The 25,817-nt window shown below is 65.6% G+C and carries 27 protein-coding genes and 1 pseudogene; 8 read left to right on the plus strand and 20 right to left on the minus strand.

What is annotated here, in order from left to right; genetic code table 11:
* The first annotated feature begins 15 nt into the window (after positions 1–15).
* Positions 16–1,182 (plus strand): MacS family sensor histidine kinase, encoded by a 1,167-nt coding sequence (gene macS / locus H7K34_RS22990; protein ID WP_264064847.1) that lies wholly within the window; start codon positions 16–18, stop codon positions 1,180–1,182.
* On the plus strand, positions 1,175–1,846 hold the full coding sequence (locus H7K34_RS22995) for a response regulator (RefSeq protein WP_264064296.1): 672 nt from the start codon (positions 1,175–1,177) through the stop codon (positions 1,844–1,846). Before macS ends, H7K34_RS22995 begins: the two co-directional genes overlap by 8 nt.
* On the opposite strand, the gene H7K34_RS23000 is transcribed toward H7K34_RS22995, so the two are convergent.
* The 3 genes from H7K34_RS23000 to H7K34_RS23010 form a co-directional block, all read right to left on the minus strand.
* Entirely contained in the window at positions 1,801–2,298 is a 498-nt protein-coding gene (locus tag H7K34_RS23000) for a hypothetical protein (RefSeq protein ID WP_264064297.1), read from the minus strand. The two genes, H7K34_RS22995 and H7K34_RS23000, sit on opposite strands and share 46 nt — an antisense overlap.
* Positions 2,295–3,596 carry an acyltransferase family protein gene (locus tag H7K34_RS23005; protein ID WP_264064298.1) on the minus strand — a complete coding sequence of 434 codons (1,302 nt, stop codon included), beginning with the start codon at positions 3,594–3,596 and terminating at the stop codon, positions 2,295–2,297. The genes H7K34_RS23000 and H7K34_RS23005 overlap by 4 nt, the downstream gene beginning before the upstream one ends.
* A gap of 87 nt (positions 3,597–3,683) precedes the next feature.
* Positions 3,684–4,319, minus strand: coding sequence for a TetR/AcrR family transcriptional regulator (locus H7K34_RS23010; RefSeq protein ID WP_108922028.1), 636 nt, complete (start codon positions 4,317–4,319; stop codon positions 3,684–3,686).
* A 182-nt stretch (positions 4,320–4,501) separates the two neighbouring features.
* Between H7K34_RS23010 and H7K34_RS23015 the strand changes: the two genes are divergently transcribed.
* Positions 4,502–4,630 (plus strand): hypothetical protein, encoded by a 129-nt coding sequence (locus H7K34_RS23015; protein ID WP_201263506.1) that lies wholly within the window; start codon positions 4,502–4,504, stop codon positions 4,628–4,630.
* Positions 4,631–4,823: 193 nt separating this feature from the next.
* Here H7K34_RS23015 and H7K34_RS23020 read toward each other — a convergent pair whose 3' ends face one another.
* Positions 4,824–6,056 carry a cytochrome P450 gene (locus H7K34_RS23020; protein ID WP_264064299.1) on the minus strand — a complete coding sequence of 411 codons (1,233 nt, stop codon included), beginning with the start codon at positions 6,054–6,056 and terminating at the stop codon, positions 4,824–4,826.
* A gap of 73 nt (positions 6,057–6,129) precedes the next feature.
* On the opposite strand from H7K34_RS23020, the gene H7K34_RS23025 reads away from it, so the two are divergent.
* Positions 6,130–6,735: a TetR/AcrR family transcriptional regulator gene (locus tag H7K34_RS23025; RefSeq protein WP_264064300.1), complete on the plus strand. Its 606-nt coding sequence runs from the start codon at positions 6,130–6,132 to the stop codon at positions 6,733–6,735.
* Here H7K34_RS23025 and H7K34_RS23030 read toward each other — a convergent pair.
* The 4 genes from H7K34_RS23030 to H7K34_RS23045 all read right to left on the minus strand — a co-directional run bounded on the left by H7K34_RS23030 (position 6,732) and on the right by H7K34_RS23045 (position 10,121).
* On the minus strand, positions 6,732–8,156 hold the full coding sequence (locus H7K34_RS23030) for an NAD(P)(+) transhydrogenase (Re/Si-specific) subunit beta (RefSeq protein ID WP_264064301.1): 1,425 nt from the start codon (positions 8,154–8,156) through the stop codon (positions 6,732–6,734). The two genes, H7K34_RS23025 and H7K34_RS23030, sit on opposite strands and share 4 nt — an antisense overlap.
* Positions 8,153–8,482 (minus strand): NAD(P) transhydrogenase subunit alpha part 2, encoded by a 330-nt coding sequence (locus H7K34_RS23035; protein ID WP_108922025.1) that lies wholly within the window; start codon positions 8,480–8,482, stop codon positions 8,153–8,155. Before H7K34_RS23035 ends, H7K34_RS23030 begins: the two co-directional genes overlap by 4 nt.
* Positions 8,483–9,577, minus strand: a complete 1,095-nt coding sequence (locus tag H7K34_RS23040; RefSeq protein ID WP_264064302.1) for a Re/Si-specific NAD(P)(+) transhydrogenase subunit alpha — start codon at positions 9,575–9,577, stop codon at positions 8,483–8,485.
* A gap of 73 nt (positions 9,578–9,650) precedes the next feature.
* The gene (locus H7K34_RS23045; RefSeq protein WP_264064303.1) at positions 9,651–10,121 is read right to left on the minus strand and encodes a nuclear transport factor 2 family protein; all 471 of its coding nucleotides are present in this window, start codon (positions 10,119–10,121) and stop codon (positions 9,651–9,653) included.
* A gap of 109 nt (positions 10,122–10,230) precedes the next feature.
* Between H7K34_RS23045 and H7K34_RS23050 the strand changes: the two genes are divergently transcribed.
* Positions 10,231–11,451: an acyl-CoA dehydrogenase family protein gene (locus H7K34_RS23050; protein ID WP_264064848.1), complete on the plus strand. Its 1,221-nt coding sequence runs from the start codon at positions 10,231–10,233 to the stop codon at positions 11,449–11,451.
* Complete coding sequence (locus H7K34_RS23055; RefSeq protein WP_264064304.1) at positions 11,444–12,268, plus strand: tyrosine-protein phosphatase; 825 nt, start codon at positions 11,444–11,446, stop codon at positions 12,266–12,268. Before H7K34_RS23050 ends, H7K34_RS23055 begins: the two co-directional genes overlap by 8 nt.
* Before the next feature lie 12 nt (positions 12,269–12,280).
* Here H7K34_RS23055 and H7K34_RS23060 read toward each other — a convergent pair whose 3' ends face one another.
* The 8 genes from H7K34_RS23060 to H7K34_RS23095 form a co-directional block, all read right to left on the minus strand.
* Positions 12,281–13,144, minus strand: a complete 864-nt coding sequence (locus H7K34_RS23060; RefSeq protein WP_264064305.1) for an SDR family oxidoreductase — start codon at positions 13,142–13,144, stop codon at positions 12,281–12,283.
* A gap of 65 nt (positions 13,145–13,209) precedes the next feature.
* A complete protein-coding gene (locus H7K34_RS23065) occupies positions 13,210–14,664 on the minus strand; it encodes an aldehyde dehydrogenase family protein (protein ID WP_264064306.1) in 1,455 nt (484 codons plus the stop codon).
* A gap of 147 nt (positions 14,665–14,811) precedes the next feature.
* The gene (locus H7K34_RS23070; protein WP_264064307.1) at positions 14,812–16,383 is read right to left on the minus strand and encodes an LCP family protein; all 1,572 of its coding nucleotides are present in this window, start codon (positions 16,381–16,383) and stop codon (positions 14,812–14,814) included.
* Between the two features lie 84 nt (positions 16,384–16,467).
* Positions 16,468–17,391: a class I SAM-dependent methyltransferase gene (locus tag H7K34_RS23075; RefSeq protein WP_264064308.1), complete on the minus strand. Its 924-nt coding sequence runs from the start codon at positions 17,389–17,391 to the stop codon at positions 16,468–16,470.
* The gene (locus H7K34_RS23080; RefSeq protein ID WP_264064309.1) at positions 17,392–18,333 is read right to left on the minus strand and encodes a class I SAM-dependent methyltransferase; all 942 of its coding nucleotides are present in this window, start codon (positions 18,331–18,333) and stop codon (positions 17,392–17,394) included.
* A 33-nt stretch (positions 18,334–18,366) separates the two neighbouring features.
* Positions 18,367–19,326, minus strand: a complete 960-nt coding sequence (locus H7K34_RS23085; RefSeq protein ID WP_264064310.1) for a class I SAM-dependent methyltransferase — start codon at positions 19,324–19,326, stop codon at positions 18,367–18,369.
* An 82-nt stretch (positions 19,327–19,408) separates the two neighbouring features.
* Complete coding sequence (locus tag H7K34_RS23090; RefSeq protein ID WP_264064311.1) at positions 19,409–20,038, minus strand: TetR/AcrR family transcriptional regulator; 630 nt, start codon at positions 20,036–20,038, stop codon at positions 19,409–19,411.
* 2 nt (positions 20,039–20,040) lie between these two features.
* Positions 20,041–21,024: a pirin family protein gene (locus tag H7K34_RS23095; RefSeq protein WP_264064849.1), complete on the minus strand. Its 984-nt coding sequence runs from the start codon at positions 21,022–21,024 to the stop codon at positions 20,041–20,043.
* A 77-nt stretch (positions 21,025–21,101) separates the two neighbouring features.
* On the opposite strand from H7K34_RS23095, the gene H7K34_RS23100 reads away from it, so the two are divergent.
* A complete protein-coding gene (locus H7K34_RS23100) occupies positions 21,102–22,547 on the plus strand; it encodes a chloride channel protein (RefSeq protein ID WP_264064312.1) in 1,446 nt (481 codons plus the stop codon).
* Positions 22,548–22,552: 5 nt separating this feature from the next.
* Here the strand turns inward: H7K34_RS23100 and H7K34_RS23105 are convergent.
* Positions 22,553–23,101, minus strand: a pseudogene (locus H7K34_RS23105) (Dps family protein).
* A 74-nt stretch (positions 23,102–23,175) separates the two neighbouring features.
* Positions 23,176–24,102, minus strand: a complete 927-nt coding sequence (locus tag H7K34_RS23110; protein ID WP_372510869.1) for a DNA-3-methyladenine glycosylase family protein — start codon at positions 24,100–24,102, stop codon at positions 23,176–23,178.
* Positions 24,103–24,151: 49 nt separating this feature from the next.
* On the opposite strand from H7K34_RS23110, the gene H7K34_RS23115 reads away from it, so the two are divergent.
* On the plus strand, positions 24,152–24,538 hold the full coding sequence (locus tag H7K34_RS23115; protein ID WP_264064314.1) for a nuclear transport factor 2 family protein: 387 nt from the start codon (positions 24,152–24,154) through the stop codon (positions 24,536–24,538).
* Positions 24,539–24,553: 15 nt separating this feature from the next.
* On the opposite strand, the gene H7K34_RS23120 is transcribed toward H7K34_RS23115, so the two are convergent.
* Both H7K34_RS23120 and H7K34_RS23125 read right to left on the minus strand, forming a co-directional pair.
* Positions 24,554–24,934 carry a DUF427 domain-containing protein gene (locus tag H7K34_RS23120; RefSeq protein ID WP_264064315.1) on the minus strand — a complete coding sequence of 127 codons (381 nt, stop codon included), beginning with the start codon at positions 24,932–24,934 and terminating at the stop codon, positions 24,554–24,556.
* A gap of 43 nt (positions 24,935–24,977) precedes the next feature.
* Positions 24,978–25,817 carry a class I SAM-dependent methyltransferase gene (locus H7K34_RS23125; protein ID WP_264064316.1) on the minus strand — a complete coding sequence of 280 codons (840 nt, stop codon included), beginning with the start codon at positions 25,815–25,817 and terminating at the stop codon, positions 24,978–24,980.

A 25,817-nucleotide genomic window follows, 5' to 3' on the forward strand; every position in this document is an offset into this window, starting at 1 on the left:
CCCGCGCCGGAGAGTCTGCGAACTTATGCTGAGCGCGATGACGCGCCCAATCCCGATCCGACCGTGCCGCTGTGGCGCGCGGCGCAGGTATTCCGGCTGCTGAGTTGCATTTACGCGGCTGGCTTCCAGATTGCGATCAACCCGGATCTGCGCCGCCCCTTGTTGGGCTGGGTGCTCTTTGCGGTGCTGATCGCCTGGAGCGCGGCCTGCGCGCTGGCCTACTTGCGCGGGTTCGGCCGCAGGCCGGCGTGGGTGATCGCGGAGATCGTGATCGTCGTCGCGCTGATGTGGTCCAACACGGTGGTCACCTACGGGCACTGGGCAGCCGAAAACCAGACTTGGCCCACGACGTTGTGGGCCAGCAATCCCACCATCTCGGCCGCTATCCAGTTCGGCCCCGTCCGCGGCATGTTGACCGGGTTGCTGGTGATGGCCACTAATTTCGCCGTCAAGAACTACTTCGACCTCAACATGGGGCACAACGCCACCATCATCATCGAGCTGGCGATCGGCATGGCGATCGGCTTGGCCGCCCAAACCGCGCGGCGCGCCCACGCGGACCTGCAACGAGCAGCCCAACTGTCCGCCGCGGTTCAAGAACGTGAGCGGCTGTCGCGGGAGGTGCACGACGGCGCCATTCAGGTGCTGGCGCTGGTCGCCAAGCGTGGCCACGAAATCGGCGGTGCCACAGCAGAATTAGCTGAACTTGCCAGTGAGCAGGAACGTGCACTGCGGCGATGGGTCACCTCCACCGCCACCGACGAGTACGGGGACCGGACGACAATCGACCTGCGCACGCTGTTGCGCCGCCGGGAGTCCGACCGGGTATCGGTGAGCCTGCCGGGAACCGCGGTGGTCGTGCCGCGGCGGGTGGGCGCCGAGCTCGACGCCGCGGTGGGCAATGCCCTGGACAATGTGGCGGCGCACGCGGGCCCGGGTGCCCATGCCTTCGTGCTACTGGAAGATCTGGGCGATTCGGTCACGGTGAGTGTGCGCGACGACGGTGTGGGCATCGCCGATGGCCGGCTCGACGAAGCTGCCCGCCAAGGCCGCCTCGGGATCTCGAAATCGATTGTGGGACGCCTGATTGCGCTGGGCGGCAGCGCGCAACTGCACAGTGGTCCAGACGAAGGCACCGAGTGGGAACTGTGCGTCCCGCGCGCAGGGGGACACGATGACTGATGACACAGCACCGACGGTGATGGTGGTGGACGACCATCCCATCTGGCGCGACGCGGTAGCCCGCGACCTCACCGACGACGGGTTCAACGTGGTCGCCACGGCCGACAGCGTGGCCGCCGCGGGGCGCCGCGCGGCTGTGATGAAGCCAGACGTGGTGGTGATGGACATGCGGCTGGCCGACGGCGACGGTGCTCAGGCGACTGCGCAGGTGCTGGCGGTCTCGCCCTCGTCGCGGGTGTTGGTGCTGTCGGCTTCGGACGAACGCGACGATGTCTTGGAAGCCGTCAAGGCCGGGGCCACCGGATACCTGGTCAAGAGCGCCTCGAAAGCTGAACTGGCTCAGGCCGTAGCGGCCACCGCGGCCGGCCGGGCCGTGTTCACTCCAAGCCTGGCCGGGCTGGTGTTGGGTGAATACCGCCGGATCGCCCAGCACAAGGAGACGGAGCCGGCCGGCCCCAGCTTGACCGAGCGCGAGACCGAGGTACTGCGATATGTGGCGAAAGGTCTGTCGGCCAAGCAGATTGGTGAACGGCTGTCGTTGAGCCACCGCACCGTCGAAAACCACATTCAAGCGACATTCCGCAAGCTGCAGGTCGCCAATCGTGTGGAGCTGACCCGCTACGCCATCGAGCACGGCCTGGACGGCGATCCCGAGCCGGCGTGAGCCGGCTGCGAAACCATAAGCGCCACAGTAGATATCGCCGTGACAAAGCTGTAGACAAAGATGACCCATGGCACTACCTGAGTGGGCAGTCCGGCCATGGTTTTGCCGAACACCAGCGGGGCCGGGACGATCTGAGTCACCAGCAGCAGCCCGGCGAGCAAGCCCGGTAGACACGCCAGCGAGCTGACCCAGGTGCCGGCGCGGCGACGGCACAGCAGCATGACCCCGCCGACGAGCAATGCCACCGCGGCGGCGGCCTCGAGCAACCCCACCACAAGCAAGCCCACTCCTAGCGGCCCCACCAGCAGCAGTGGGGCCAAAAACCCAACGCCGCGTACCAGTTTCGTCAGCTTGAGGTCGCTTGCCACGAAGCCCAGCCCGTTCACCGCCGTGCCGAGCAGGCTCAGCAGGGCAACAGCGATGGCGGGCATGGGCTGCGGTCGGGGGTTCACGCCACATCCCGGCCGGCCGCGGCGAGCGCCCGAGCACTCACCAAAGCGGCGACCATCGTCGCGACGCAGATCAGCCCGTCGTCCTTGAGACCCCACTTGATCGCGGCCAGGGTCGCCACCCCGGCAACACACAGCAGCAGGCCGGTGGCCACACCCCGGCCGGCCGAGGTGATCGCCGGCGCACCGTCCCAGCCGGACAGCGGGTTGTTCTCCAGCGGCCGCAGCACCAGGAACAGCACTGCCACCGCCGCGACCATCAGGAGAAGTTGCATGACGCTGACGGCGAAGAAGTCCGGCCGGCCGGGGTAGCGAGGGTGGCCCGTCAGGTCGAAGAGCAGGTGCATGCCGAGCAGTGCGGGCATGTGCCACAGGTACAGGGTCATCGCCCCGGAGTTGCCGAGCGCGGTCCACCACCACACCCGTGGCCGCCGCGCCCATCGGGCGATCGCGGGCATCGCCGCGACAACCAGCGCGCTCAGGATGATCGCGTGTCCGGCGAGCAGCAGTGACGGCGGGCTGGTGTTGGAGAGATGGTGGTCCCCCGTGCCGACCATGCTGATCGCATAGGGCCCCCAGTGCACCAGCGCGACGTTGACGACCAGCGCGGCCGCGGCGGTGACCAGTCCGGCACGCCCGGTGATCAGACCACGCCGGTAAGCGACACCGAACATGGCGGGGATGAGCCAGACCGCGAGGTTGAGGTAACCCAACGCCGACACGGCATGCCAGTGCAGCCGGATCGCGTCGATTGCGGCAATAGCCCCGTAGACCGCGACCACACCCGCGGCGAAATAGGCTCGGGTGGTGATCCGGGCCAAGGCCGGCATCGCAGCCAACACCAGCACGTAGGCGCCCAGGAACCACAGCAGCTGGATGCTGACACCCGCGACGGGCTGGTAAATGTGTTGGGGCAGAACCGGATACAGCACGGTCAGCGCCACCGCCCAGAAACCGAGGTAGTAGAACACCGGCCGGAACAGCCTGGTGCAACGTTTCATCAGCCAGCCGCCCCAGTTGGTGCCGGGCTGCCAGGACGACAGGCTCGCCGCGGCACCGGCGAAGAAGAACAGCGGCATGATCTGGAAGATCCAGGTGAGGATCTGAAACGCTACCGACGTGGTGAGCATGTTGCCCCAGATCAGCACCTGGTTTTCGATGATGCTGATCGCCATCAGGGTGTGGCCGGCCACGACGCCGATCAGGGAGACGATGCGAATGACGTCGATGGCGCGGTCTCGATCGGCCGGGGTGCGAGCTGCGAGCTCGGCGGGGCTGGGAATGCCCAGGGAAGTTGTCATGGAAAAAGCATCGCGAAACTGCAAAGGCGAAGGCCCGCGCAGATCTACGCGTCAAGGCTGAGTAGTACTACTCAAAAGGCGAGCGTGCTACGTCCCGAGCGGAGCTTGGGTGCGGATCGCCTCGTCCCGGATCAACCCGCGCAACAGCGCGGTGCTGAACTCGGCGGCGATCTCCTTCGCGCTGCGCCGTCCACTGGGCCGCAGCCACCGGTAACTGCCCAGCGTCATCCCGATGTAGCCCAGCGCCAACACATGGGAGTCGCACTGGTAGAACTCGCCACTGGCGATTCCACGGTCGATCAGGCCGTGTACGTGGTGGTAGACCTGGGCTTCCTTCTCGCGGACCTCGGCGACCTGCTCTTCGGTGAACCATTCGGTGATGTAGGGCTGCTCCTGGAAGTACACCGCGGCCCGCTCGGGATCACTGGCGATGCCGGTAAGCAGCCGAATCGTGTACTGGTAGAGGGCCTCGCGCGCCGTCCACGAGGGATCGTCGTGCACGGCGGCCAGCGTGCCCTCGGCGGCCTGGCGGTAGATGTCGAACAGGATCAGCGATTTGCTGGCGTAGTAGTGGTAAACGGTCGCCTTGTTCAGGCCGATGACGTCGGCGACGTCATCCATCCGGGTCCCGTGGTAGCCGCGGGCGGCGAACAGCTTGGTGGCAACTGCCAGCAACTCCTCGCGGCGTGTTAACCCGTTGCGGGTGATGCTGTCGGATGACATCTCTACTCACTATCGTCGCTGCCAGCGGGGCCGGATGGGTAAGGTTTCGGGCCCGGTTCAAGCAAAGTACCAATCAACTGGTTGGACAGTTTAGAGCCTGGGTACCTTTCGGCCGCCTGTTGCACCGGCCAGGATGCGACTAGACTTCATTATTTGAACTGGTCGCGCGGGGAGAGGTAGCGCTGATGGATCCGAGTCCGGACTACGACGCGAGCGACGAAATCGAATTCTTCATGAAGTATTTCACCTGGGGCCTACGCGGGGTCCAGGACGGCAACGGATACCCGCCGCCCGCTTACCCGCCCGTCTAGAGAGACTTTTTCGCGCCGAAGAACACAACTTTCCAGCAGGGACTTGCCAGCCAGTTAGTCCAGGTGTGCCCTTGCGGTGCATGGCAATTCGATGATGCCGCTCGCGTCGCTAGCGGCGTCTTCCGGTCATCGCGAGACCAGACTAAGGCGCCAGCGACGAAATCCGAAACGGCCGGGGCTACCCGCAGCACACCTACTTGGACTGGTAGGCGACGTCGAGGCGTTTGACGCCGTTGATCCAGCCCGATCGGAGTCGCTGCGGTTCGGCGAGCTTGGTGATGTCGGGCAACTGCTTGGCGAGCTCATCGAAGATCAATTTGATCTCCATGCGGGCCAAATTGGCCCCGATGCAGTAGTGCGCGCCATTCCCACCGAAACTCAGGTGCGGATTGGGATTGCGGGAGATGTCGAATCGAAATGGGTTTTCGAAGACGTCCTCGTCGAAGTTGGCCGAACTGTAGAACAGGCCCACCCGCTGACCTTCGGCGACCGTGACGCCGCCCAGTTCGACGTCGGCAAGCGCGGTGCGCTGGAAACAATGCACCGGGCTGGCCCACCGGATGATCTCGTCGACCGCGGTGGCCGGCCGCTCCCGCTTGAACAGTTCCCATTGCTCGGGGTTGTCTAAGAACGCGTTCATCCCGTGCGTCATCGCGTTGCGGGTGGTTTCGTTGCCGGCTACGGCCAGCAGGATCACGAAGAACGCGAATTCGACGTCGCCCAGCGCATCCCCGTCGATATCGGCCTCGATCAGGCGCGTGACGATGTCGTCGGCCGGGCAGCGGCGCCGCTCGTCGGCCATGTTGTAGGCGTACGCCATCAGCTCGGCGTTGGCGACGGTGGGATCGCTGTCGAAGTCGGGATCGTCGGTGTTCATGATCGCGTTGGTCCAGTCGAACAACTTGGCGCGATCGGACTCCGGCACGCCGATCAGGTCGGCGATCGCCAGCAGGGGCAGGTTCATCGCGATGTCGTCGACGAAGTTGCCGTCCTGCTTCAGCGAGGCGGTGCGCACGATTTCGGCCGCCACCCCGGCCAGCTTCTCTTCGAGCTGGGTGATCGCGCGGGGGGTGAAGAGCCGTGAAACCAGCTTGCGCAGCCGGGTGTGTTCGGGCGCATCGTGGTTGATCAACAAGGCTTTGGTCAGTTCGAGCTGATCAGCGGTGACGCCTTCGGGAAGGCGCATGACCGCGCCCTTGCGGTTGGTCGACCACAGCTCGTTGTCTCGGGAGACGGCCTTGACATCTTCGTGACGGCTGATCACCCAATAGCCACCGTCGTCGAAGATCGACTCGGGCTGGGCGTTCCACCAGACCGGGGCCGTCCGGCGCAGCTCGGCGAATTGGGTGACCGGAAGGCCGGCCAGCAATACGTCGGGGTCGGTGAAATCGAAATTCTCTCCGAACGGACAAGTCATCGTGTTCATATCGTCGATCATACAGATAATTGCAAGACGTATGACCTGGGCCGAATGCCCGCGCGTCGGCTATCGTCGCGGTGTGCGGACCCGTGGATGGGGCGGCAGCGTTCCTGCCAGCGATGAGGAAGCGATAGCCCGCATCCTGTCGGCCACCCGCCAAACCATCAACGAGCGCGGTGACCAGATCACGTTGGCCGACGTCGCGCGCACGTTGAACGTGACGCGGCAGACGATCTATCACTACTTCGCTTCGACCGACGAGCTGCTCCAGGCGACCGCGCTGGACGCGACCGCCGATTTCATGGACCACCTGGCAACGGCGCTGCACGGCATGACCGACCCGGCGGCGGCCCTGATCGAGGGCATCTGCCTGACCCTGGAGCGCTTGCCGAAGGATCCCTATATCGGCCTTTTGCTGCGGACGTCGCGCACCGCGGCGTTCGCCGAACAGGTCACTGTCACCAACGACACCGCCCGTGTGCTGGGACGGTCGATTCTGGACCGCCTCGACGTCGACTGGTCGGCGTTCACCCCTGGGGCGATCGAAGACATCCTGCAGATCGTGCTCCGCACCTTGCAGTCGTTCATCATGTCGCCGCCGACTGGCGGGGGGACCGAACTGCGCCGCCTGCTCAGCGTGTGGATCGGTCCCGTCGTGGCGGCGCTACGGCACAACTCCGGCTAGAGGGCTTTGAGCTCCTCGGCGACCGCGGTCACCGATTTCTTCGCGTCACCGAACAGCATGCTGGTGCCTTCGCCGTAGAACAGCGGGTTGTCGATGCCCGCGAACCCGGAGTTCATCGACCGCTTGAGCACGATCACCGACCTGGCCTTGTCCACATTGAGGATCGGCATGCCGTAGATCGGGCTGGAGGCATCGTTGCGGGCGGCCGGGTTGGTGACGTCGTTGGCGCCGATGACGATCGCGACGTCGGTGCGGGCGAACTCGTCGTTGATGTCGTCCATGTCCTTCATGGCGTCATAGTCGACCTCGGCTTCGGCCAGCAGCACGTTCATGTGCCCGGGCATCCGGCCGGCCACCGGGTGGATGGCGTACTTCACCTCGACACCCTTGTCCTCCAGCAGAGCCGCCATGTCCTTGACCGCGTGCTGTGCCTGCGCGACGGCCAGACCGTAGCCCGGCACCACGATCACCTGGTTGGCATAGGCCATCTGAATCGCGGCGTCGGCGGCCGAGGTGGCCTTGACGGTCTTGTCGCCCCCGCCGTCGCCGCTCGGGGCGACCCCGCCACCGCCGAAGCCGCCGGCGACGATCGCCGGGATGGAGCGGTTCATCGCCTTGGCCATCAAGTTGGTCAGGATCGAACCCGACGCGCCAACGATCATGCCCGCCACGATCATCGCGGTGTTGTTCAGCGCCAGGCCCGCCGCGGCGGCCGACAGGCCGGTCATCGCGTTGAGCAGTGAGATGACCACCGGCATGTCGGCGCCACCGATGGGCAGCACCACCATCAAGCCAAGGACACCGGCCGCGGCGAGCAGGCCGATCATCCACCACAGCGACGCTCCCCCACTGCCGGGATGTGCGCCCAAGCCGACGACGACCGCGGCCCCGACAGCGGCGACCAGCAGCAACAGGTTGACCGGTTGCTGAGCCTTGCCGAATCCGATCGGCGACCCGGAGATGATCTCCTGCAACTTGCCGAACGCGATGATCGATCCCCAGAACGAGATTGAGCCGATGATCGCGGCGAACAGCGAGGCCACGACGATGTGTACGGTTGGCGACTCGCCGTGCTGGAACGCCGAAAAGCCTTTAGTGTCAATGAATTCCGCGAGCGCGATCAGCGCGACTGTGCCGCCGCCCACGCCGTTGAAGAACGCCACCAGCTGCGGCATGGCGGTCATCTTGGTCAGCCGCGCCGGCGGAACACCCAGTGCGACACCGACGACCAGACCGGCGATGATCAGCACCCAGGATTCGGTGTGCCGGATCTTGACCAGCGTTGCCCCCACGGCCAGCGCCATACCGACGGCCGCGATCAGGTTGCCGCGCACCGCGGTCTTGGGCCCGGTCAGACCCATCAGGCCGTAGATGAAGAGCGCGAAAGAGATGATGTAGAGGCCGATCACCAAGTAGTTCATTTGGCGGCCGACTCCTCGCTCGTGGCGGACACGGGCTTCTTCTTGCCCTTGAACATGCCCAGCATCCGGTCGGTGACGATGAAGCCACCGATGACGTTCAGGGTTCCGAAGACCACCGCGACGAACAGGATGATCTGCACCGCCAGCGACGGGTGCTCAACCTCGCCGAACACCACCAGCGCGCCCAGCACCACGATGCCGTGAATCGCGTTGGTGCCCGACATCAGCGGGGTGTGCAGCGTGTTGGGGACCTTGGAGATCACCGCGAACCCGACGAAACCGGACAGCACCAGAATCGCGAGGTTGGCTAAAAGTTCGTCGTACATCTAGGAGTCCTCTCGGTCGCGGGTCACACACGAGTCCGCGATAACTTCGTCGTCGAAGTCGGGGGCTAGCTTGCCGTCGGTGATCAGCAGATCCAGTAGCGCGGTGATGTTCTTGCTGTAGAGCTCGCTGGCGTGCTCGGGCATCGTCGCCGGCAGGTTCAACGGCGAGGCGATGGTGACGTCGTGGCGCACGACGGTCTGCCCCGGCTCGGTGAGCTCGCAGTTACCACCGGTTTCGCCGGCCAGGTCGACCACCACGCTGCCGGGCTTCATCGCCTGCACCGCGGCGGCAGTCACCAGACGCGGCGCGGGCCGGCCCGGGACCAGCGCCGTGGTAATCACGACGTCGAATCCGCTGATCGCTTTTTCCAGTGCCTGCTGCTGCTGGGCACGTTCGTCGTCGGTGAGCTCACGGGCGTAGCCGCCCTCACCGGACGCATCGATGCCGACATCGAGCCACTGCGCCCCCACCGACCGCACCTGGTCGGCCACCTCGGGACGCACGTCATACCCGGTGGTGCGCCCACCGAGGCGCTTGGCCGTCGCCAGCGCCTGCAACCCGGCCACGCCCACCCCGAGCACCAGCACCGTGGCCGGCTTCACCGTTCCCGCCGCCGTGGTCAGCATCGGGAAAAATCGGGTGGACTCCGACGCCGCCAGCAACACAGCCTTGTAGCCGGACACGTTGCCCTGCGACGACAACGCGTCCATCGCCTGCGCGCGCGAGATGCGCGGGATCGCCTCGAGCGCGAAGGCCTGCACACCGGCCGCCTTCAACGCGCCGATCGAGTTCTCGGCGTTGCGGGGGGTCAGGAAGCCGATCAGCGTCTGACCGCTGTGCAGCTTGCCGACCTCGGCGTCTGTCGGTGGCGCCACCTTGACCACTACATCGGCAGCCCAGGCATCTCCGATGGTGGCACCGGCCTCGGTGTAGAGCTCGTCGGGAAGCAGGGCCCGTGCACCCGCGCCGGCCTCGACGACCACCGCCACACCAGTGCCCACCAGGGAGCCGACCGCCTTCGGTACTAGTGCGACGCGGCGCTCATCGGTCCCGGACTCAGCAACCACCCCTACCGTCGTCTGCGCATCTGTCATGGCGCGTACATCTACTTTCCTTAGCTCAGCTGCGTTTTTACGAACTCCGTTGGCTTGAACACCCTATCGGCCGTTACCAAAGCGGGATGTCTTGGCCGTGTTCGGATGCCGGCCGCGGCCCGAAGTAGCGCCGCTGCGATTCCTCGATCGGCACGTCGTTGATGCTGGCCTCGCGCCGCGCCATCAATCCGGACCGCGTGAATTCCCACAACTCGTTGCCGTAGCTGCGATTCCACTGACCGGTGTCATCGTGGCACTCGTACTGGAATCGCACCGCGATCCGGTTGTCATGGAAGTCCCACAACACTTTGCGCAGCGCATAGTCGTGCTCGCGCTGCCACTTGCGGGTCAGGAACGCCACGATCTCGGCCCTGCCGACGACGTGCTCGCCGCGGTTTCCCCATTGCGAGTCGGATGTATACGCGAGGCTGACTTTTTCGGGGTCACGGGTGTTCCAGGCGTCTTCGGCGGCCTGGACCTTCTGTAGCGCTGTTTCATGGGTGAACGGGGGGAATGGGGGACGGGATTCGGCGTCGTCGCTCATGCCCATGTCTACCGCGAGCGGACACAAATTCGCACGAATCCCTGCTCCGCTGCGTCTGCGCGCGCTGTCCGATTCTCGGTGTCCTATCGTGACGGTCATGGACTTCGCGATGTCGGCTAAGGCCACCGACTACCACAAGCGGTTGTCCGACTTCATGACTGAGTATGTCTTTCCGGCTGAGGCCGCCTACGACAACTACCGCCACGAGGCCGGCCCCGACGATCACACCGTTCCGCCCGTCATCGAGGAACTCAAAACCAAGGCCAAGGAACGCGGCCTGTGGAACCTGTTCCTGCCGGCCGAGTCGGGACTGACCAACCTGGAATACGCCCCGCTGGCCGAGCTGACCGGCTGGAGCCTGGAGCTCGCCCCCGAAGCGGTCAACTGCGCGGCGCCGGACACCGGGAACATGGAGACGCTGCACCTGTTCGCCACCGAGGAGCAGCGCCAGCAGTGGCTGGAGCCCCTGCTGGCCGGCGAGATCCGCAGCGCCTTCTCGATGACCGAGCCGGCGGTCGCCAGCAGCGACGCCCGCAACATCCAGACGGCCATCGTGCGCGACGGCGCCGATTACGTCATCAACGGCCGCAAGTGGTGGACGTCGGGCGCGTCGGACCCGCGCTGCAAGGTCTTGATCGTGATGGGCCGCACCAATCCCGACGCGGCCAGCCACCAGCAGCAGTCAATGGTCCTGGTTCCGATGGACACCCCGGGCGTGACGGTGGTGCGTTCGACTTCGGTGTTCGGCTGGCAAGACCAGCACGGGCACTGCGAAATCATTTACGACAACGTCCGGGTTCCGGCCACCAACCTGCTCGGCGAAGAGGGCGGCGGCTTCGCGATCGCCCAGGCCCGGCTGGGGCCGGGCCGCATCCACCACTGCATGCGGGCGCTTGGCGGAGCCGAACGTGCGCTGGCGCTGATGGTGCATCGTGCGAACAACCGCATCGCGTTCGGCCGTCCATTAGCCGACCAGGGGCTGGTGCAGCAATCAATTGCGAAGTCCCGCAACGAAATCGATCAAGCTCGGCTGCTGTGTGAAAAGGCGGCGTGGACGATCGACCAGCATGGCAACAAGGCTGCCCATCTACTGGTGTCGCAGATCAAAGCTGTTGCGCCGCAGATTGCCTGCGACGTCATCGACCGCGCGATCCAGGTGCATGGAGCCGCGGGTGTCAGCGACGACACGGTGCTGGCCCGCCTCTACGGCTGGCATCGAGCGATGCGGATCTTCGACGGACCCGACGAGGTGCACATGCGGACAATCGCGCGCACCGAACTCGGCCGCGAACAGTCCGCCTTCGGCGCGGCGGTGACACCGCATGACTGAGGCCCTGCGAGAACTGTCGGGCGCGTGGAACTTTCGCGATGTCGCCGACGGCGCGTCCGCGGTTCGGCCAGGACGGCTGTTCCGCTCCGGCGAGTTGAGCCGGCTTGACGACGGGGGCCGGGATACGCTGCGCGAGTTGGGGATTACCGATGTCGCGGATCTGCGCGCCGCGCGTGAGGTCGCCCGGCGTGGCCCCGGGCTGGTTCCCGACGGCACAGATATCCACCTATTGCCCTTTCACGATCTCGGAGATGAAGAGCCGACCGACGACGACGCGCCGCACGAAACGGCGTTTCGTCGGCTGTTCGAGGGCGATCCCGACCAGTCCGACGAGGCCGTCAACGAGGCCGCTATCCGCCACATGACCGACGAATATCGGCAGTTTCCCACCCGCAACGGCGCGCAACGCGCTGTGCAGCATGTCTTTTCGTTGCTGGGAGCGGGGCGCTCGGTGCTCACGCACTGCTTCGCCGGCAAGGATCGCACCGGCTTCGTGATCGCCACCGTGCTGGAGACGATCGGCATCGACCGCGACACCATCGTCGCCGACTACCTGCGAAGCAACGCCGCGGTACCCGAACTGCGGGACCACATCTACGAAATGATTCAGCAGCGCTCCGACGTCGACTTGACCCCGGAAGTGGTCACGTTCACCAAGGCCCGGCTGGCAGACGGCGTCCTCGGCGTGCGCCCGGAGTATCTGGCAGCCGCCCGCCAAGCGATCGACAAGGAGTTCGGCTCGCTGGAGGCTTACCTGCGCGACGCAGGAGTCACGCAGGCGGATGTGGACCGCCTGCGCAACGAGCTGCTCGTCTGACCCGCTGGGGCGTTATCCCAGCTTGAAGCTGGCCTGCTTCGCGGCCGACAGGTCGTCGATCTCGTTCCACTTGCCGGCGACGTCGTCCACCGAGGGCACATTGGAGAACGTCACCCCGTCGTTCTGGAACAGCGCGGTGCGCTGCACCTTGCCGCCACCGACGATGAAGACCGAACCGGTGTCGGGCACCTCCTCGGTGCACAGGTAAGCCACCACTGGCGCAACGTATTCCGGCGTGAGCTTCTCGAAGACCTCGGGTGGCAGGATGTCCTGCGTCATCCGGGTGGCCGCGATCGGGGCCACGGCGTTGGACTTGATGTCGTACTTCGCGCCTTCTTGCGCGAGCGTGTTGATCAGACCGACCAGCCCGAGCTTGGCCGCGCCGTAGTTGGCCTGGCCGAAGTTGCCGAACAGGCCGCTGGTGGAGGTGGCAACGACGATGCGGCCGTAGCCCTGCTCGCGGAAGTGCGGCCAGGCGGCGCGAATGACGTTGTACCCGCCGTACAGGTGCACCTTGAGCACGGAGTCCCAGTTCTCGAACGACATCTTGTGGAAGGTGCCGTCACGCAGGATGCCGGCGTTACTCACCACACCGTGGATCGCACCGAACTCGTCGAGCGCGGTCTTGACGATGTTCTCGGCGCCCTCGGGCTCGGCGACGCTGTCGTAGTTGGCGGCTGCCCGGCCACCGGCGTCCTTGATCTCCTTGACCACCTCGTCGGCCATGTTGTGGCCGGCACCCGTGCCGTCGCGGGCTCCACCAAGGTCGTTGACGATGACGCTGGCGCCCTCCTTGGCAAGGGTGAGCGCGTATTCACGCCCCAGTCCTCCACCGGCTCCTGTGACGACGATGACGCGATCCTGCACTCCGGGCATCAGGTTCCTCTCTACGTTGAGATCAAAGGTTGTGGTCGGCTCGCGAAAGCCGCCGGGCCAGTGTGTCAGAACAGCTTGCGGGCCATCTTCAGCGCCCGGTCCGTGTACGGCGGGTAGGTGAAGCTGGAGAGGTCGGGACGGGTCGGCTTGGTCATCACCGACTTGCGATGGCTGAACTCTTCGAAGCCCCACTTGCCGTGGTAGGCACCCATTCCCGATGCGCCGACCCCACCGAATGGCAGCTTGGCCGTCGACACCTGGAAGGCGAGGTGGTTGACCACGAGGCCACCGGCCGGAACGTCGTTGATGACCTTCTCCCGCACCTCACGCGACTTTGTGAACAGATACGCCGACAGCGGCTTGGGCCGAGAGTTGACGAAACGTATTGCATCGTCCAGGGATTGGACGGTGATCACCGGCAGCAGCGGTCCGAAGATCTCGTTGGTCATCAGCGGGCCGTCCGCGTCGGGGTCGACGACGACCGTCGGCTCGATGCGCAGGGTCGACGGGTCGCAGCCACCACCGACGCTGACCTCGCCGCCCGAGCCCTTGAGGTAACCGCTGAGCCGGTCGAACTGGCGCTGGTTGGCCATCCGCATTCCGGCCGGCCCCTCGGAGCGGTACTTCGTAATGGCCGCGCTGATCTTGCTGACGAGTTCGTCGCGGATCTTCGCGTCGGCCAGCACGTAATCGGGCGCGACGCATGTCTGTCCGCCGTTGAGCAGTTTGATCCAGGCGATCCGCTTGGCGGCGACGTCGATGTCGGCATCGGCCGCGACGATCACCGGGCTCTTGCCGCCGAGCTCAAGCGTGCAGGGGGTCAGGTGCGGCGCGGCACCTTCATAAACCTTGCGGCCGATCTCGGTGCCACCGGTGAACATCACCCGGTCCAAGCCCTGCGCGATCAGCTCCTGGCTCACCGCGCCGTCGCCTTCGATCACCGCGATCGCGTCATTGTCCAGATAGCGCGGCACCAGCTCGGCCATCAGGTGCGAAGAAGCAGCGGCGATTTCCGAGGGCTTGAGCACCACGGCATTTCCAGCGGCGATCGCCCCGACCGCCGGTCCCAGGGTCAGGTAGAACGGGTAATTCCAGGCGCCGATGACCAGCACAGTGCCGTACGGCTCGTACTGAATCCAGCCCCGGCCGGGAAGTTGGGCCGCCTCGAGGCGCGCGTACTTGCGCTTCATCCACTTGCGCACGTTCTTGGCGGCATACTTCGCTTCACCGATGGTGCCGGCCGTGTCGCCGATGAACGCCTCGAACGGGTGGCGGTCCAGGTCCTCGGCAAGCGCAGCGTTGATCTCGGCGTCGTTTTCTTCCATCAACTTCGCCAGCGCCAGCAGCTGACGCTTGCGCCACTCGACGTCACGGGTGCGCCCGGCGGCGAAAGTCTGGCGCAGTCGGGCCACCGTCGCGGGGATATCGGCCGGCCGGGCCGACCCCGATGCCGATACCGATACCGATACCGACCCATTGGCGGACTCGGATGTCTTTGGTGCAACCGATTCGGTAGTCATCGCTGTCTTCCCTTCTCGCACCCTCCCGGAGCTGCCCACGACTGTGTGCGCGGACACTAACGGGCGATAACCGCGATCCTAACCATCCAGTCGGTTGGGAAGTAAAGGCGCCGCAGATTGCGGCAACAGCATTGCCGATCGACGCAGTTACTTGACGCAGGGAACGCTGGCTGCCGTCATCTGGCTGAGATCGGTCGGCGCCGGAGCGCGATCGCCGCTGCCCGTGGCGGGAACGGTGCTGACCTGCCCGGACTGCTGCGTTTGCACGCCAACTCCTGGATGGGTGAGGTAGTCAGCTGCAGGAAACTGTGTTCCGACCGTGAGTCGCACCGTTCCGGGTGCTACCGCGCTGTTGGCGGTCGCCGGCATGTGCAGCTGGTCGGCCAACACCTGGGCGCCCTGGTCGGCTCCGGGGCCGTATTCGATCAGGCTCTCGTCGGCCGGGCTGGCGGCGGTCGTGGCGCTGCCGCGGGTGTAGCCACGGCCGGCGAAGGCCTCCTCGATCGCGCCGGCCAGTCCGTCGCGCGCAGTGGCGTTGACGACGTCGAGGATCACCGGTTGCGCCAACGCAGGTGCGGACGAGGTGGTCGGTGCGACGGTATCGAGCGCGGCCGGCGCATCGGAGTAGAAGCGCTCGTGGACGATGCGCCGGATGGTCGGCAGGTCGACGACGTTGATGTCGGATCCGTTCGGATCCCTGCCGAAGCCGGAGATCGGCAGGGTGTAAAGCGACAACGGCCGGCTGCTGAGTTTCGAAGCCCGCGAGGCGAGGTCCATCAGATCCAACCCGGAGTCGACGGCGACATTGTCCTGGGCAACCTGAAGCAGTTTTCGCAACCCGCTCAGGCTCGACAGGGCACCGCCGGTGCGCGCCGCGTTGACCAGCGACACCAAGAAGGCCTGCTGCCGCCGGGTCCGGTCGAAATCGGTGAAGGAGCCGTCATTTTCGTCGCGTCGCTGCCGTACGAAGGCCATTGCCTGTGCGGCGTCGATTCGCTGCACCCCTTGGTGGAAGTCCGCACCCGAATAGCTGTCATACGTATCGCCGTTGAGGCACACCGTGATTGGCTCGACGGCTTTGGCGATTTGGAAGAACGCGCCCAGCGTGACCTCGACGAAGTGATCGACCGAGATACCGAGGAAATCGTTGAGGGCGCTGATTTCGGCCTTACGGCCCGCCTCGCGAGCGGTCTGCTCGCGAGCCGCCAAATCGTTTGCGCCCGCCCCGTCGGAATTGCCGGACGCCTGCGCATTCAACGACTGCTGATAGGCCAGCCCATATGCCTGCTTGATCTTGCCCACGCAGACCGATCCCGGGCAGCCCGGCAACTCGGCATAGTCGTCATAGTCGTCGCGGGGAATCGACACCGCGGTGACCGGCCCGTTGCCGTCTGGAATGTGAACGACGATCAGCACATTCGCGTTGTAGCCACCGGAGCTTTCGTCGCCGGCGTGCAGCGCGTCGTAGACGTCCTGCGGTAGCGGCCGACCATTCTGGTCCAGCCGGCTGTCCAGGCCCATCAGCAGGATGTTCTGATCGCCGCTGCGCGACGACGCATTCGGGAGCGCGTGCGAGACGATGATTTTGCCCAGGGCCGTGTGGTAACCCGTCCACCCCATACCGGTGATCGCCATGACGGAAGCCGAAACGAGCGCCGCGACCAAGCGGCCTTTTCTCAGCACCCAGCCGTGCGATTGATCAGATTCAGCGCTGCCCATGATGACTGCACATTGTTCCCGATGGACTCGCGGAATCGCGGTAACCCCAGCCGCGAGCCAATCCGCAGAATCCGCGACGGGAAGTCAGCGCTTGATTGCGGTCACAAAGCTGTTCGCGAACGGCCGGTCCTCGTTTTGCGGCTCGCGGCCCAAGCGCGTGGCCTCTTCGCGGGCATTCACCGTCTGAACGGTCCAGCCGTGGGCGGCGAACCAGTCGCGGCAGTCGGGCCGACCCTCGTCTTCGAACCAGAGGTCGAACGGGTTGAACGAGGTGTCCTGGCCACGCGCTTCGCGCTTGGCCTTAAGCTCGGCCCACCTCGCCTCGGCCTGCTGTCGCTTGTCCAGGTCGACTCCGAAATTCTCGACGGCTACCTGGCTGCCCGGCCCGCTCAGCGCGTCGATCGAGGCGAACATGGTCTCCTGAGCCGCCGCCGGCAGGAATGGCAACAGCCCTTCAGCCAGGAACGCGGTCGGCTGGACCGGGTCAAAGCCATTGTCTCGTAAGGCTTGCGGCCAATCATGCCGCAAGTCGACCGGCACCGGGCGCCGGTCGGCGGTTGGCGCCGCACCATGGCCGGCCAGTGTCTGCGCCTTGTATGCAAGCACCTTGGGCAGGTCGATCTCGTAGACGGTGACGCCGGCCGGCCAGTCCAAGCGGTATGCGCGCGAATCCAGACCAGCCGCTAGGATGACGACCTGGCGGATACCGGCGGCAGTGGCGTCGGCGAAGTACGCATCGAAGAAATGCGTGCGCACCGCCTGGTAGTTGATCATCTCCTGGGCGCGAACCGCGCCGTCCGGATCATCTTCTTCAGCCCCGGCCCACCAGGCGGTCACCTGCTCTCGAACCCCCTCGAGTTCGGGCGTCGAGACCAGCGGCTCGGCGAACTGGTCGCGGATCAGCGGATCAGCGCTGCCGGTCTCGGCGGCACGGGCTAGCGCGACCATCACCGCGGTCGCCCCGACGCTGGTGGCGATGTCCCAGGAGTCGTCCGCGGTGCGCGGCATCTACCGACGCTCCCCGATCACGAAGTCAGAGAAGGCGTCCTTGTCGTCGTCCAGCTCAACACTGGCAACCCTGCGGCCCACGCGGTCCATCTCGTCGAGCGAGTTTTGCGCCGTGGCGCGCCAGCCGTGGTCGTTGAGCCAGTCGGCGAGGTCCGCCCGGTGGTCGTCGCGATACATCAGCTCGCCGACGTCGACACTTTGCTCAATGCCGATCTCGTCGGCCACCTTCTTGAATCGCTCCCGCATCTGCTCACGCCGCTCATCGGAGTGGGTGGGCGCGGTTTCGGCCGAGACGCGGCTGCCCGCCGGGCTCAGCTCGCCAATCTGCGTGAACAGCTTGTCCTGCGCCTCGGCGGGCAGGTACATCAGCAATCCCTCGGCCAGCCAGGCGGTGGGCGCAGCCGCGTCGAAGCCGGCGGCACGCAGCGCGGCCGGCCAGTCGTCACGCAGGTCGATGGCCACCTCGCGACGATCGGCGGAAGGGGTGGCGCCGCTTTCGGCCAGCGTGGCGGATTTGTAGTCCAGCACCTGGGGCTGGTCGATTTCGTAGACCGTCGTGCCGGCCGGCCAGTCCAGCCGATAGGCCCGCGAGTCCAGTCCCGACGCGAGGATCACGACCTGGCGGATCCCGGCGGCGACGGCTTCGGCGAAATAGTTGTCGAAGAAGTGAGTCCGCACCGCCTGGTAGCCGCGCATGTGGTGGATGCGAGCGGCGGACTCTTCGTCGATGGCTTCGATCTTGGCCACGACGTCCGGGTCGAGCATGGCCTCCCACAAGATCTCGGAGCCGGCGTTGTTGACCAGCAGTCTGGCGTAGGGGTCGTTGATCAGCGCGTCGGGCTGCTCGGTTTCGATGGCTCGGGCGGCGGCCACCATCACCGCGGTGCTGCCCACGCTCGTCTTGATGTCCCAGGTGTCGTCATGTGTGCGCAGTGAACTCATCGCGTGCTCCGGTCTTTGTGGTGTTCGGTTGGGTCAGTGGGTTGGTCCGTCGAAACGCGCCCGCAGCAGCGCACTGCGCACAGCATCGTCGGCCAGGTCTTCGGGGACCGCGCGGCCCAGCCGGGCCATCTCTTCGCGGTTGTTCACGACTTTCACCTGCCAGCCGTGATTGGTCAGCCAGTCGGCGACGTCGGATCGGTCGGGCTCATGGAAGGTCAGCGCCGCGACGTTGACGTCCAGGCCAAGCCGATCGCGCATCCGCTGCCAGCGGTTGGTGTTGCTGCTCGAGTTGATGCCGAACGCCTCGATGGCGACCTGACTGCCCGGCGCGCTGAGCGCGGTGAACATCTCGAAAAGCCGGTCCTGGGCGTCGCTGGGCAGATACGGCAACAGGCCCTCGGCCAGCCACCCGGTCGGTTGGGTGCGGTCGAATCCGGCCGCCGTCAGCGCCGCCGGCCAGTCCTCGCGCAGGTCGATCGCGACCGTGCGCCGGCTGGCGGTGGGCACCGCGCCATGCGATTGAAGAATCGCTGTTTTGTACTCCAGCACCTTGGGCTGGTCGATCTCGTAGACCGCGGTCTCGACTGGCCAATTCAGCCGGTAGGCCCGGGAGTCCAGGCCGGCGGCCAAAATCACCACCTGCCGGATTCCGTCGCGGGCGGCTTCGGCGAAGTACTCGTCGAAGAAGTGCGTACGTACGGCTTGATAGTCGATGCCGAGGCGATGCGCGCGCTGCCCCTGCGCATCGCCGTCCAGCCAGGCCAGCTCGGGGTCGGTCAACCGTGCCCACGCGTGCCCCGCGGGCGAAACCAGTTTCCGGGCAAATTCGTCACGAATCAGCGGGTCGGATCCTGCCGTCTCCGCGGCGCGCGCGGCCGCGACGCCTAACGCGGTGGCGCCGACGAGTTCGGTGATGGCCCACGAGTCCCCCGCGGTCCGCAGCGAGGGTGGTAGCGGGGGCTGCAACGAGGAGGAATCGTCAAGATCAGTCATTTCGGGGCTATGTTACCCGAAAAAGTTAGTTAGCCTATACGCTTTGTGCGCGATCTCACTGCCTACCAGAGCGGCCTTCCGCTCAACCCTTGAACAACGCCCCGTGCAGCAACTGGCCCAACATCCCGGTGACGGCCTCCATCTCCTGGTAGCTCTGGACATAACCGGCATAGAACCCGGCGCCGCAAAGCACCACGAGAAGTGTCTCGATCAACGCATTCGCATCGAAGTCGACAGCGAACTCACCCCGTTCGATAGCGTCGTTGATGACCTGGGTCAAAAAATCCCGGCAAATCCGAATCGCGTCGTTTTCAGATTGGCTCAATTCCGGGTGGCGTTGGGATTCCAGAATCGAGCCGATCAGAAAGGCCGAGGCCGACGGATGCTCGGAATTCACCGCCACCGCCGCTGAGATGAATCCGGTCAGCCGTGCCATCAGCGTCGTCTCGCGGTCCGCCTGGGCAATGCCGGCGCCGAAGAGGAGCTCACTGGTTTGGCTCAGCACTTCGCGGTACAACACCCGCTTGCTGGAAAAGTAGTGGTTGATGGCCGGCCGGGTGAGATCGGCACGCACCGCGATGGCCTGAAAAGTGGCGCCCTCGTATCCGCGTTCGCTGAACACGATTCGCCCGGCGCGCAAGATCCTCTTGCGCGTCTCGTCAGCCTTTGCGGCGGGTGGACGGCCCGGCCGGCGCCTCGCCGTCGTCGACACCGCTAAAGTGTGCCACCCACGTGATGCGGCATTAAAGCATTTGGCGGAATGTTGCCAAATTTCCCCGCCTGGTAGTCTTCCAGCGCTTGGATCAATTCCGCGCGCGAGTTCATCACAAATGGCCCGTAGTGAAAAACCGGCTCGCGAATCGGCTGCCCGCCCAGCAGTAGCACTTCAATAGCCGAGGTCAATGACGAATCGCCGGGAGTGTCAGCCGCCACGGTGATCCGATCGCCGGCCCCGAGCACGGCCAACTGGCCCGCGTGAATCGGATAACCGACCGGACCGACCGATCCGCTCCCGGACAACACGTACACCAGAGCGTTGAAATCGCACCGCCATGGAATGTTGATCCTGGCTCCCTGCTGAATCGTAGTATGCGCCAACGTGATTGGCGTGTGGGTGGCGCCGGGTCCGCGGTGACCATCGACCTCTCCAGCGATGATACGGACCAGCGCTCCGCCGTCGTCGGAGGCGAGCAGCTTGACGTCGTTGCCATCGATGGCCTGATACCTCGGCGCTGCGAACTTGTCCTTCTTCGGCAGGTTCACCCAGAGCTGGATGCCGTGGAAGACACCACCACTGTCGACCAATTCCGCGGGCGGGGTTTCGATGTGCAAGATGCCCGACCCAGCCGTCATCCACTGCGTCGCACCGTCGGTGATCAGGCCGCCACCTCCGTGGGAATCCTGGTGCGCGAATTTGCCGTCGATCATGTAAGTGACGGTTTCGAAGCCGCGGTGCGGATGCCAATCGGTACCCCGCGGTTCTCCCGGCTCGTAGTTCACCTCGCCCATCTGGTCCATGTGCACGAACGGGTCCAGGGCCGCGGCACGAACCCCGGCGAATGCCCGGACGACGGGGAATCCCTCGCCCTCGTGCCCGCGGGGGCCGGTAGTGACCGATCGGACCGGCCGTTCGGTCTCCTGCGGACTGGGCGTGCCGACCCGGGGCAATGTCAACGTGTCTGCGGTGATGGCAAGCATATCGACCTCCTTCATCTAAAGCTACCCGTATAACCGGACCAGAGTCCGTTTATTCCGCGCTGTCATAGGATGGCTCGATGCCTGGGAGCGAGCCATCCGACGACGAGCCCCAGCCCGCGGTCGCCCCGGTCGCCGCCGCCGGCGGGCGATTCGGAGCATCGATCAGAAACTCGGGCTACCTGCGCAAGTGGTTCCTGCTGGGCAGCACGATCGGCGTCATCTCGGGCCTGGGCGCGGTCGTCTTCTACCTGGCCCTGAAATACACCGGCAACTTCCTGCTGGGCTATCTGGCGGACTACCGCATCCCCACCCCGGTGGGCGAGGGCGGCAGCCACGGATCGGGCGGCTTCACCCGTCCATGGGCAATCCCGTTGGTGACGACGGCCGGGGCGCTGCTGTCGGCGTTCGTTGTGGCCAAGTTCGCGCCGGAAGCCACCGGGCACGGCACCGACGAGGCCATCGAGGCGGTGCATACCGATCCTCGCACGATCCGGTTCCGGGCGGTGCTGGTGAAGATGGTCGCCAGCGCGTTGACCATCGGCTCGGGTGGTTCGGGCGGCCGCGAGGGCCCGACGGCACAGATCTCGGCCGGCTTCTGTTCGCTGCTGACCCGACGCCTCGGCCTGTCCGACGAGGACGGCCGGATCGCGGTGGCGCTGGGCATCGGCGCGGGGATCGGCGCGATCTTCGCCGCGCCATTGGGCGGCGCGGTGCTGGCCGCGTCGATTACCTACCGCGACGACTTCGACTATCGCTGCCTGTTGCCCGGGTTCATCACCTCGGGAACCGCGTATGCGGTGCTCGGAGCATTCTTGGGCTTCGACCCGCTGTTCGGCTACATCGACGCCGAGTACCGATTCGAAAAGGCCTGGCCGCTGCTGTGGTTCGTGGTGATCGGTCTGGTCGCGGCGGCGGTCGGCTACCTGTACGCCGTGGTCTTTCACGCCTCGGTCCGGCTCACCCGCCGGCTTCCGGGCGGGCCGGTGCTCAAGCCGGCGATCGGCGGACTGCTGGTCGGACTGCTGGGTCTGCTGATCCCCGAGATCCTCAGCAGCGGCTACGGCTGGGCCCAGCTAGCGGCCGATCGCGGCTCGCTGATGGGTATCCCGTTGTGGATCGTCATCGTCGCGCCGCTGGCCAAGATTGTCGCGACGTCGCTGTCGATCGGCACCGGGGGCTCAGGCGGGCTGTTCGGTCCTGGAATCGTGATCGGCGCTTTTGTGGGCGCCACCGTCTGGCGACTGGGCGAGTTATCCGGATTGCCCGGCATTCCCGACGGGCCGGGGATCTTCGTCGTGGTCGGCATGATGACGTGTTTTGGTAGCGTCGCCCGCGCGCCGCTGGCCATCATGATCATGGTCGCGGAGATGACCGGCTCGTTCTCGGTGGTGCCGGGCGCGATCATCGCCGTCGGCATCGCATCGTTGCTGATATCGCGCACCAACGTCACCATTTACGAGGCTCAGCGGCTGAATCGGGAGACCGCCGAGGCCGAACGCCGGCGCGAAACCGCGCCCGAGTAGCCGCCCTACGACTTACGGCGCGCAGTGCTGGCAGCGCCCTTTTCCGTCTTCTTGCCCTCGTGGCTCAGCTTGCCGCCGGCGCTCTCCAAGTGAGCGCGGACGAACCATTGGAACTTCTCCAGCGGACCGGCCTGACCGATCAACAAATCCTGCGTCACCTGGTCGAGTTCGTCTGTCTCGTCAATAGCTTGGCGAATGTCCTCGATGACGCCGTTGTAGACCAGGTCCAGCGCCGCCAAGTGCGCCTGGACGGTGTCCCGGCCGACCGAATAGTCGTCCCAGGCACGGTCGCGGATGATAGCGCCCGGCGTGCCTTCGGGCGAAGCACCAAGGGCCGCAATGCGTTCGGCGACATCATCGGCAAAGCCGCGTACCGCCTCCACCTGGGGGCCGATCATCTCGTGCACACCAATGAAGTTGGGGCCCACTATATTCCAGTGAATATGCTTCAGTGTCAGGTGCAGATCGTTTTAGGTGCTCAACTGCTTCTGCAATAGTTCCGCCAGCCGCGCACCCTGCTTGTCAGTCAATCCCGGAATGGTGAACTGAGTCATCGATTGCTCCCTGCGTTTCGTATCCGTCAATTCACGACGGGTACCCGAAGAGCCGGCTCGAAAACACCGACCGGTCAGAGAGCGTGGATTTGCTGGACCAGTAGTCGCGCGCCGCGGCGCGGCTCGTAGGCCAGCCCGCTGGCTTCGAGCATGCGAACCACCCGGTGGCGATGCGGTCGCATCGGTTCCAGCAGCTCGAGCATGCCGTCGTCATCGACCGGGTGGCCTGCCAGTGTCCAGCCGATCATCTTCGGGATGTGGTAGTCGCCCACCGAGACGGCATCGGCATCGCCGAACGCCCGTTGCGCGGTTTCGGCAGCTGTCCAATCCCCGACTCCCGGCAGTGAGGTGAGCGCTTCGCGCGCCTGCGCCGCCGGCCGGGTCACCAGTCGTTCCAGCGAGTCCGCCCGGCGCGCGCAGGTCACCACGGTCTGGGCCCGCCGCGGATCGACATTGGCGCGATGGAACTCCCACGAGGGGATGCCCCGCCAGACCTCGGCCGCAGGCAGCACCCGCATGCCGGCCGGCGCCGGGCCCGGCGCCGGTGTGCCGTACTTGGACACCAGCACCCGCCACGACCTAAAGGCATCGGCGCCGGGCACCCGCTGCTCGATGACCGCCGGGATCAGGGCTTCCAGCACCTGCCCGGTGCGGCCCAGACGCAGGTGTGGAACACGGCCGTACGCCGCGGCAACCGTCGGATGCGTCGGCACGAAGTCCGAGGCGTCGTCGCAGGCACCCAGCAGCGCGGGTAGCCGCTCAACGAATTCCGCGGCGCCACTCCCCCACGCCTCGCAGTGCGCCGCAGCGACGGCCACCCGGCGCAGGCGCGCGGTGACGGGTCCGCTGGGCAGCAGGCTGGTCCGCCAGATCGTCCCGTCACCCGGAACGCGAAAGCAAGGGTCTGCGGGTCCACGGCGAAGCGGCGCCAGCGTGTGCCCGAAGCTCACCGCCCCGGGGAACGTCACGATGCGCACGCTGTTCACCGGCGACTCCGGAATCCCATTCTGATTGACCGTCCACTACCACCCAAGACAATATTGCGATGTGATGACGCCGTTCGACGCTCCCAATGCCGAGCTGGCCTGGATGTTCCTCCAGAGCCTGAGCGCAGACGGCGATCTCGACGAGGGTTTCGCGCTGCTCAGCGAGAACTTCAGCTATTGGAGCCTGTACACCCGCAACTCTTACGACAAACAGTCCCTGCGGCGTGCGACCGACCGGCGCACGCAGTCCGTCGAGCTCACCATTGACTTGCTCCGCTGCATCAACGAACGCGACACCGTGGTAGTCGAGGCACATGCCACCGGCATCAAGCCCGACGGCGAGCAATACGACACCCCGTTCGTGTGCATCTTCGAGACCAGCGACGGGCTGATCGTCTCGATGCGCGAATACGGGGACACCCGCGGCTACGCCAAATTTCTGGGCGAATAGCGCCGGTGCCCGAGCCTACTCGGCGATGACGCTGATGTCGGCTTTATTGGGATAGAACGCGACGTACCCGGCGATCTCGGCCACCGCGGCAAACGGCTGCTCGTAGGTCCAGATGACGTCTTCGACGGTGTCACCGGCCGACGTGGTCACGGCGTAGTAGCTCGCGTCGCCCTTGAACGGGCAGTAGCTGACGGTCTCGGTGCGGGTCAGCCGGTCTTGCGCCACGTCGCTGCGCGGAATGTATTGCACCGCAGGGATAGTGGCTTCCCGCAATTCGAGGGCCGCGGTGGTGTCGGCGACCACCTCGCCGTTGACGCGAACCTGGACCCGCCCCTGGGTCGGCGCGATGGTGATCGGGTGACCGGCGTTCGGTTCCAGGACTTCCTTGTGGGTCATGCTTGCTCCTCCTCAGGCTTTGCAGTGCAACACCGGCAGGCGCTCAGGACTTCCCGGCTTGCGCCGGCCCGAACGCGTAGCGATGGTATTGCGACATCGTTCGCAATACCGGCACCGCCGCCATCGCTGCGCCTACCCAGCGTACGAACGGTGACACCATCTCGAATGTGTCGCTGTCGAAGACCGATTCCCACACCAGTACCCGCACCCCCGCAACAGCGTCGACGATGTCGCTCGGCCCATCGATACCCCAGCGCAGCTTCGAGCCGGACCGGCGGACCACGGGATTGATCAGCTGCGCCCGAATACCGAATGTGTTGAACGCGTCGAACTGAAGTTCGCCAGATCCGAATCGATCGACGACGCGTCGAAGTAGGCCCAGCCCGTCGTCTTTCGTCAGGTACATCGTCAGGCCCTCACCGAGGAACAGCACGGGACGGTCGGAGGGTATCTCTGCCACCCAGGACGGGTCGGTCACCGAGGCCGGCAGCATCCGGTAGTTGGTGCGCACCGGGTAGACCCGTTCGCGCAGGCTGATCACTTCGGGGTAGTCGACGTCGAACCACCGCACTCCCGGACCGGGATCCAGCCGGTACACCCGGGAGTCCAGACCGCACCCCACGTGCAGCACGACGGCTTCGTCGTGCACGGCCAGAAACTGGCGAGCCCAATTGTCGAAATGCGCGCTGCGAATGGCGACCGACGGGGCAGTGCGCGCATCGATAGTCGTTGCGGCCCAGTCGTAGTCGATGCGCGCCACGGCGGCTTTGGCGTACTGATCGCGTAGGATCGAATTGGGGGCGTCGGCGTCGAGCGCTTTGGCGTACAGCGTCGCCAGCATCGTCTGCGGCGGCCCGTTCAGATCGACGCGTATCCGGTCCAT

Origin of the sequence: Mycobacterium montefiorense, from assembly GCF_025823255.1 — a bacterium.
Taxonomy (GTDB): domain Bacteria; phylum Actinomycetota; class Actinomycetes; order Mycobacteriales; family Mycobacteriaceae; genus Mycobacterium; species Mycobacterium montefiorense.

Excerpts from the sequence above, each read along its gene's own strand:
- H7K34_RS22995 (WP_264064296.1), top strand. The coding sequence starts at position 1,175 with ATGACTGATGACACAGCACCGACGGTGATGGTGGTGGACGACCATCCC.
- H7K34_RS23005 (WP_264064298.1), bottom strand. The coding sequence starts at position 3,596 with ATGACAACTTCCCTGGGCATTCCCAGCCCCGCCGAGCTCGCAGCTCGC.
- H7K34_RS23010 (WP_108922028.1), bottom strand. The coding sequence starts at position 4,319 with ATGTCATCCGACAGCATCACCCGCAACGGGTTAACACGCCGCGAGGAG.
- H7K34_RS23020 (WP_264064299.1), bottom strand. The coding sequence starts at position 6,056 with ATGAACACGATGACTTGTCCGTTCGGAGAGAATTTCGATTTCACCGAC.
- H7K34_RS23030 (WP_264064301.1), bottom strand. The coding sequence starts at position 8,156 with ATGAACTACTTGGTGATCGGCCTCTACATCATCTCTTTCGCGCTCTTC.
- H7K34_RS23035 (WP_108922025.1), bottom strand. The coding sequence starts at position 8,482 with ATGTACGACGAACTTTTAGCCAACCTCGCGATTCTGGTGCTGTCCGGT.
- H7K34_RS23040 (WP_264064302.1), bottom strand. The coding sequence starts at position 9,577 with ATGACAGATGCGCAGACGACGGTAGGGGTGGTTGCTGAGTCCGGGACC.
- H7K34_RS23045 (WP_264064303.1), bottom strand. The coding sequence starts at position 10,121 with ATGAGCGACGACGCCGAATCCCGTCCCCCATTCCCCCCGTTCACCCAT.
- H7K34_RS23050 (WP_264064848.1), top strand. The coding sequence starts at position 10,231 with ATGTCGGCTAAGGCCACCGACTACCACAAGCGGTTGTCCGACTTCATG.
- H7K34_RS23055 (WP_264064304.1), top strand. The coding sequence starts at position 11,444 with ATGACTGAGGCCCTGCGAGAACTGTCGGGCGCGTGGAACTTTCGCGAT.
- H7K34_RS23060 (WP_264064305.1), bottom strand. The coding sequence starts at position 13,144 with ATGCCCGGAGTGCAGGATCGCGTCATCGTCGTCACAGGAGCCGGTGGA.
- H7K34_RS23065 (WP_264064306.1), bottom strand. The coding sequence starts at position 14,664 with ATGACTACCGAATCGGTTGCACCAAAGACATCCGAGTCCGCCAATGGG.
- H7K34_RS23070 (WP_264064307.1), bottom strand. The coding sequence starts at position 16,383 with ATGGGCAGCGCTGAATCTGATCAATCGCACGGCTGGGTGCTGAGAAAA.
- H7K34_RS23075 (WP_264064308.1), bottom strand. The coding sequence starts at position 17,391 with ATGCCGCGCACCGCGGACGACTCCTGGGACATCGCCACCAGCGTCGGG.
- H7K34_RS23080 (WP_264064309.1), bottom strand. The coding sequence starts at position 18,333 with ATGAGTTCACTGCGCACACATGACGACACCTGGGACATCAAGACGAGC.
- H7K34_RS23085 (WP_264064310.1), bottom strand. The coding sequence starts at position 19,326 with ATGACTGATCTTGACGATTCCTCCTCGTTGCAGCCCCCGCTACCACCC.
- H7K34_RS23095 (WP_264064849.1), bottom strand. The coding sequence starts at position 21,024 with ATGCTTGCCATCACCGCAGACACGTTGACATTGCCCCGGGTCGGCACG.
- H7K34_RS23100 (WP_264064312.1), top strand. The coding sequence starts at position 21,102 with ATGCCTGGGAGCGAGCCATCCGACGACGAGCCCCAGCCCGCGGTCGCC.
- H7K34_RS23115 (WP_264064314.1), top strand. The coding sequence starts at position 24,152 with ATGACGCCGTTCGACGCTCCCAATGCCGAGCTGGCCTGGATGTTCCTC.
- H7K34_RS23120 (WP_264064315.1), bottom strand. The coding sequence starts at position 24,934 with ATGACCCACAAGGAAGTCCTGGAACCGAACGCCGGTCACCCGATCACC.
- H7K34_RS23125 (WP_264064316.1), bottom strand. The coding sequence starts at position 25,817 with ATGGACCGGATACGCGTCGATCTGAACGGGCCGCCGCAGACGATGCTG.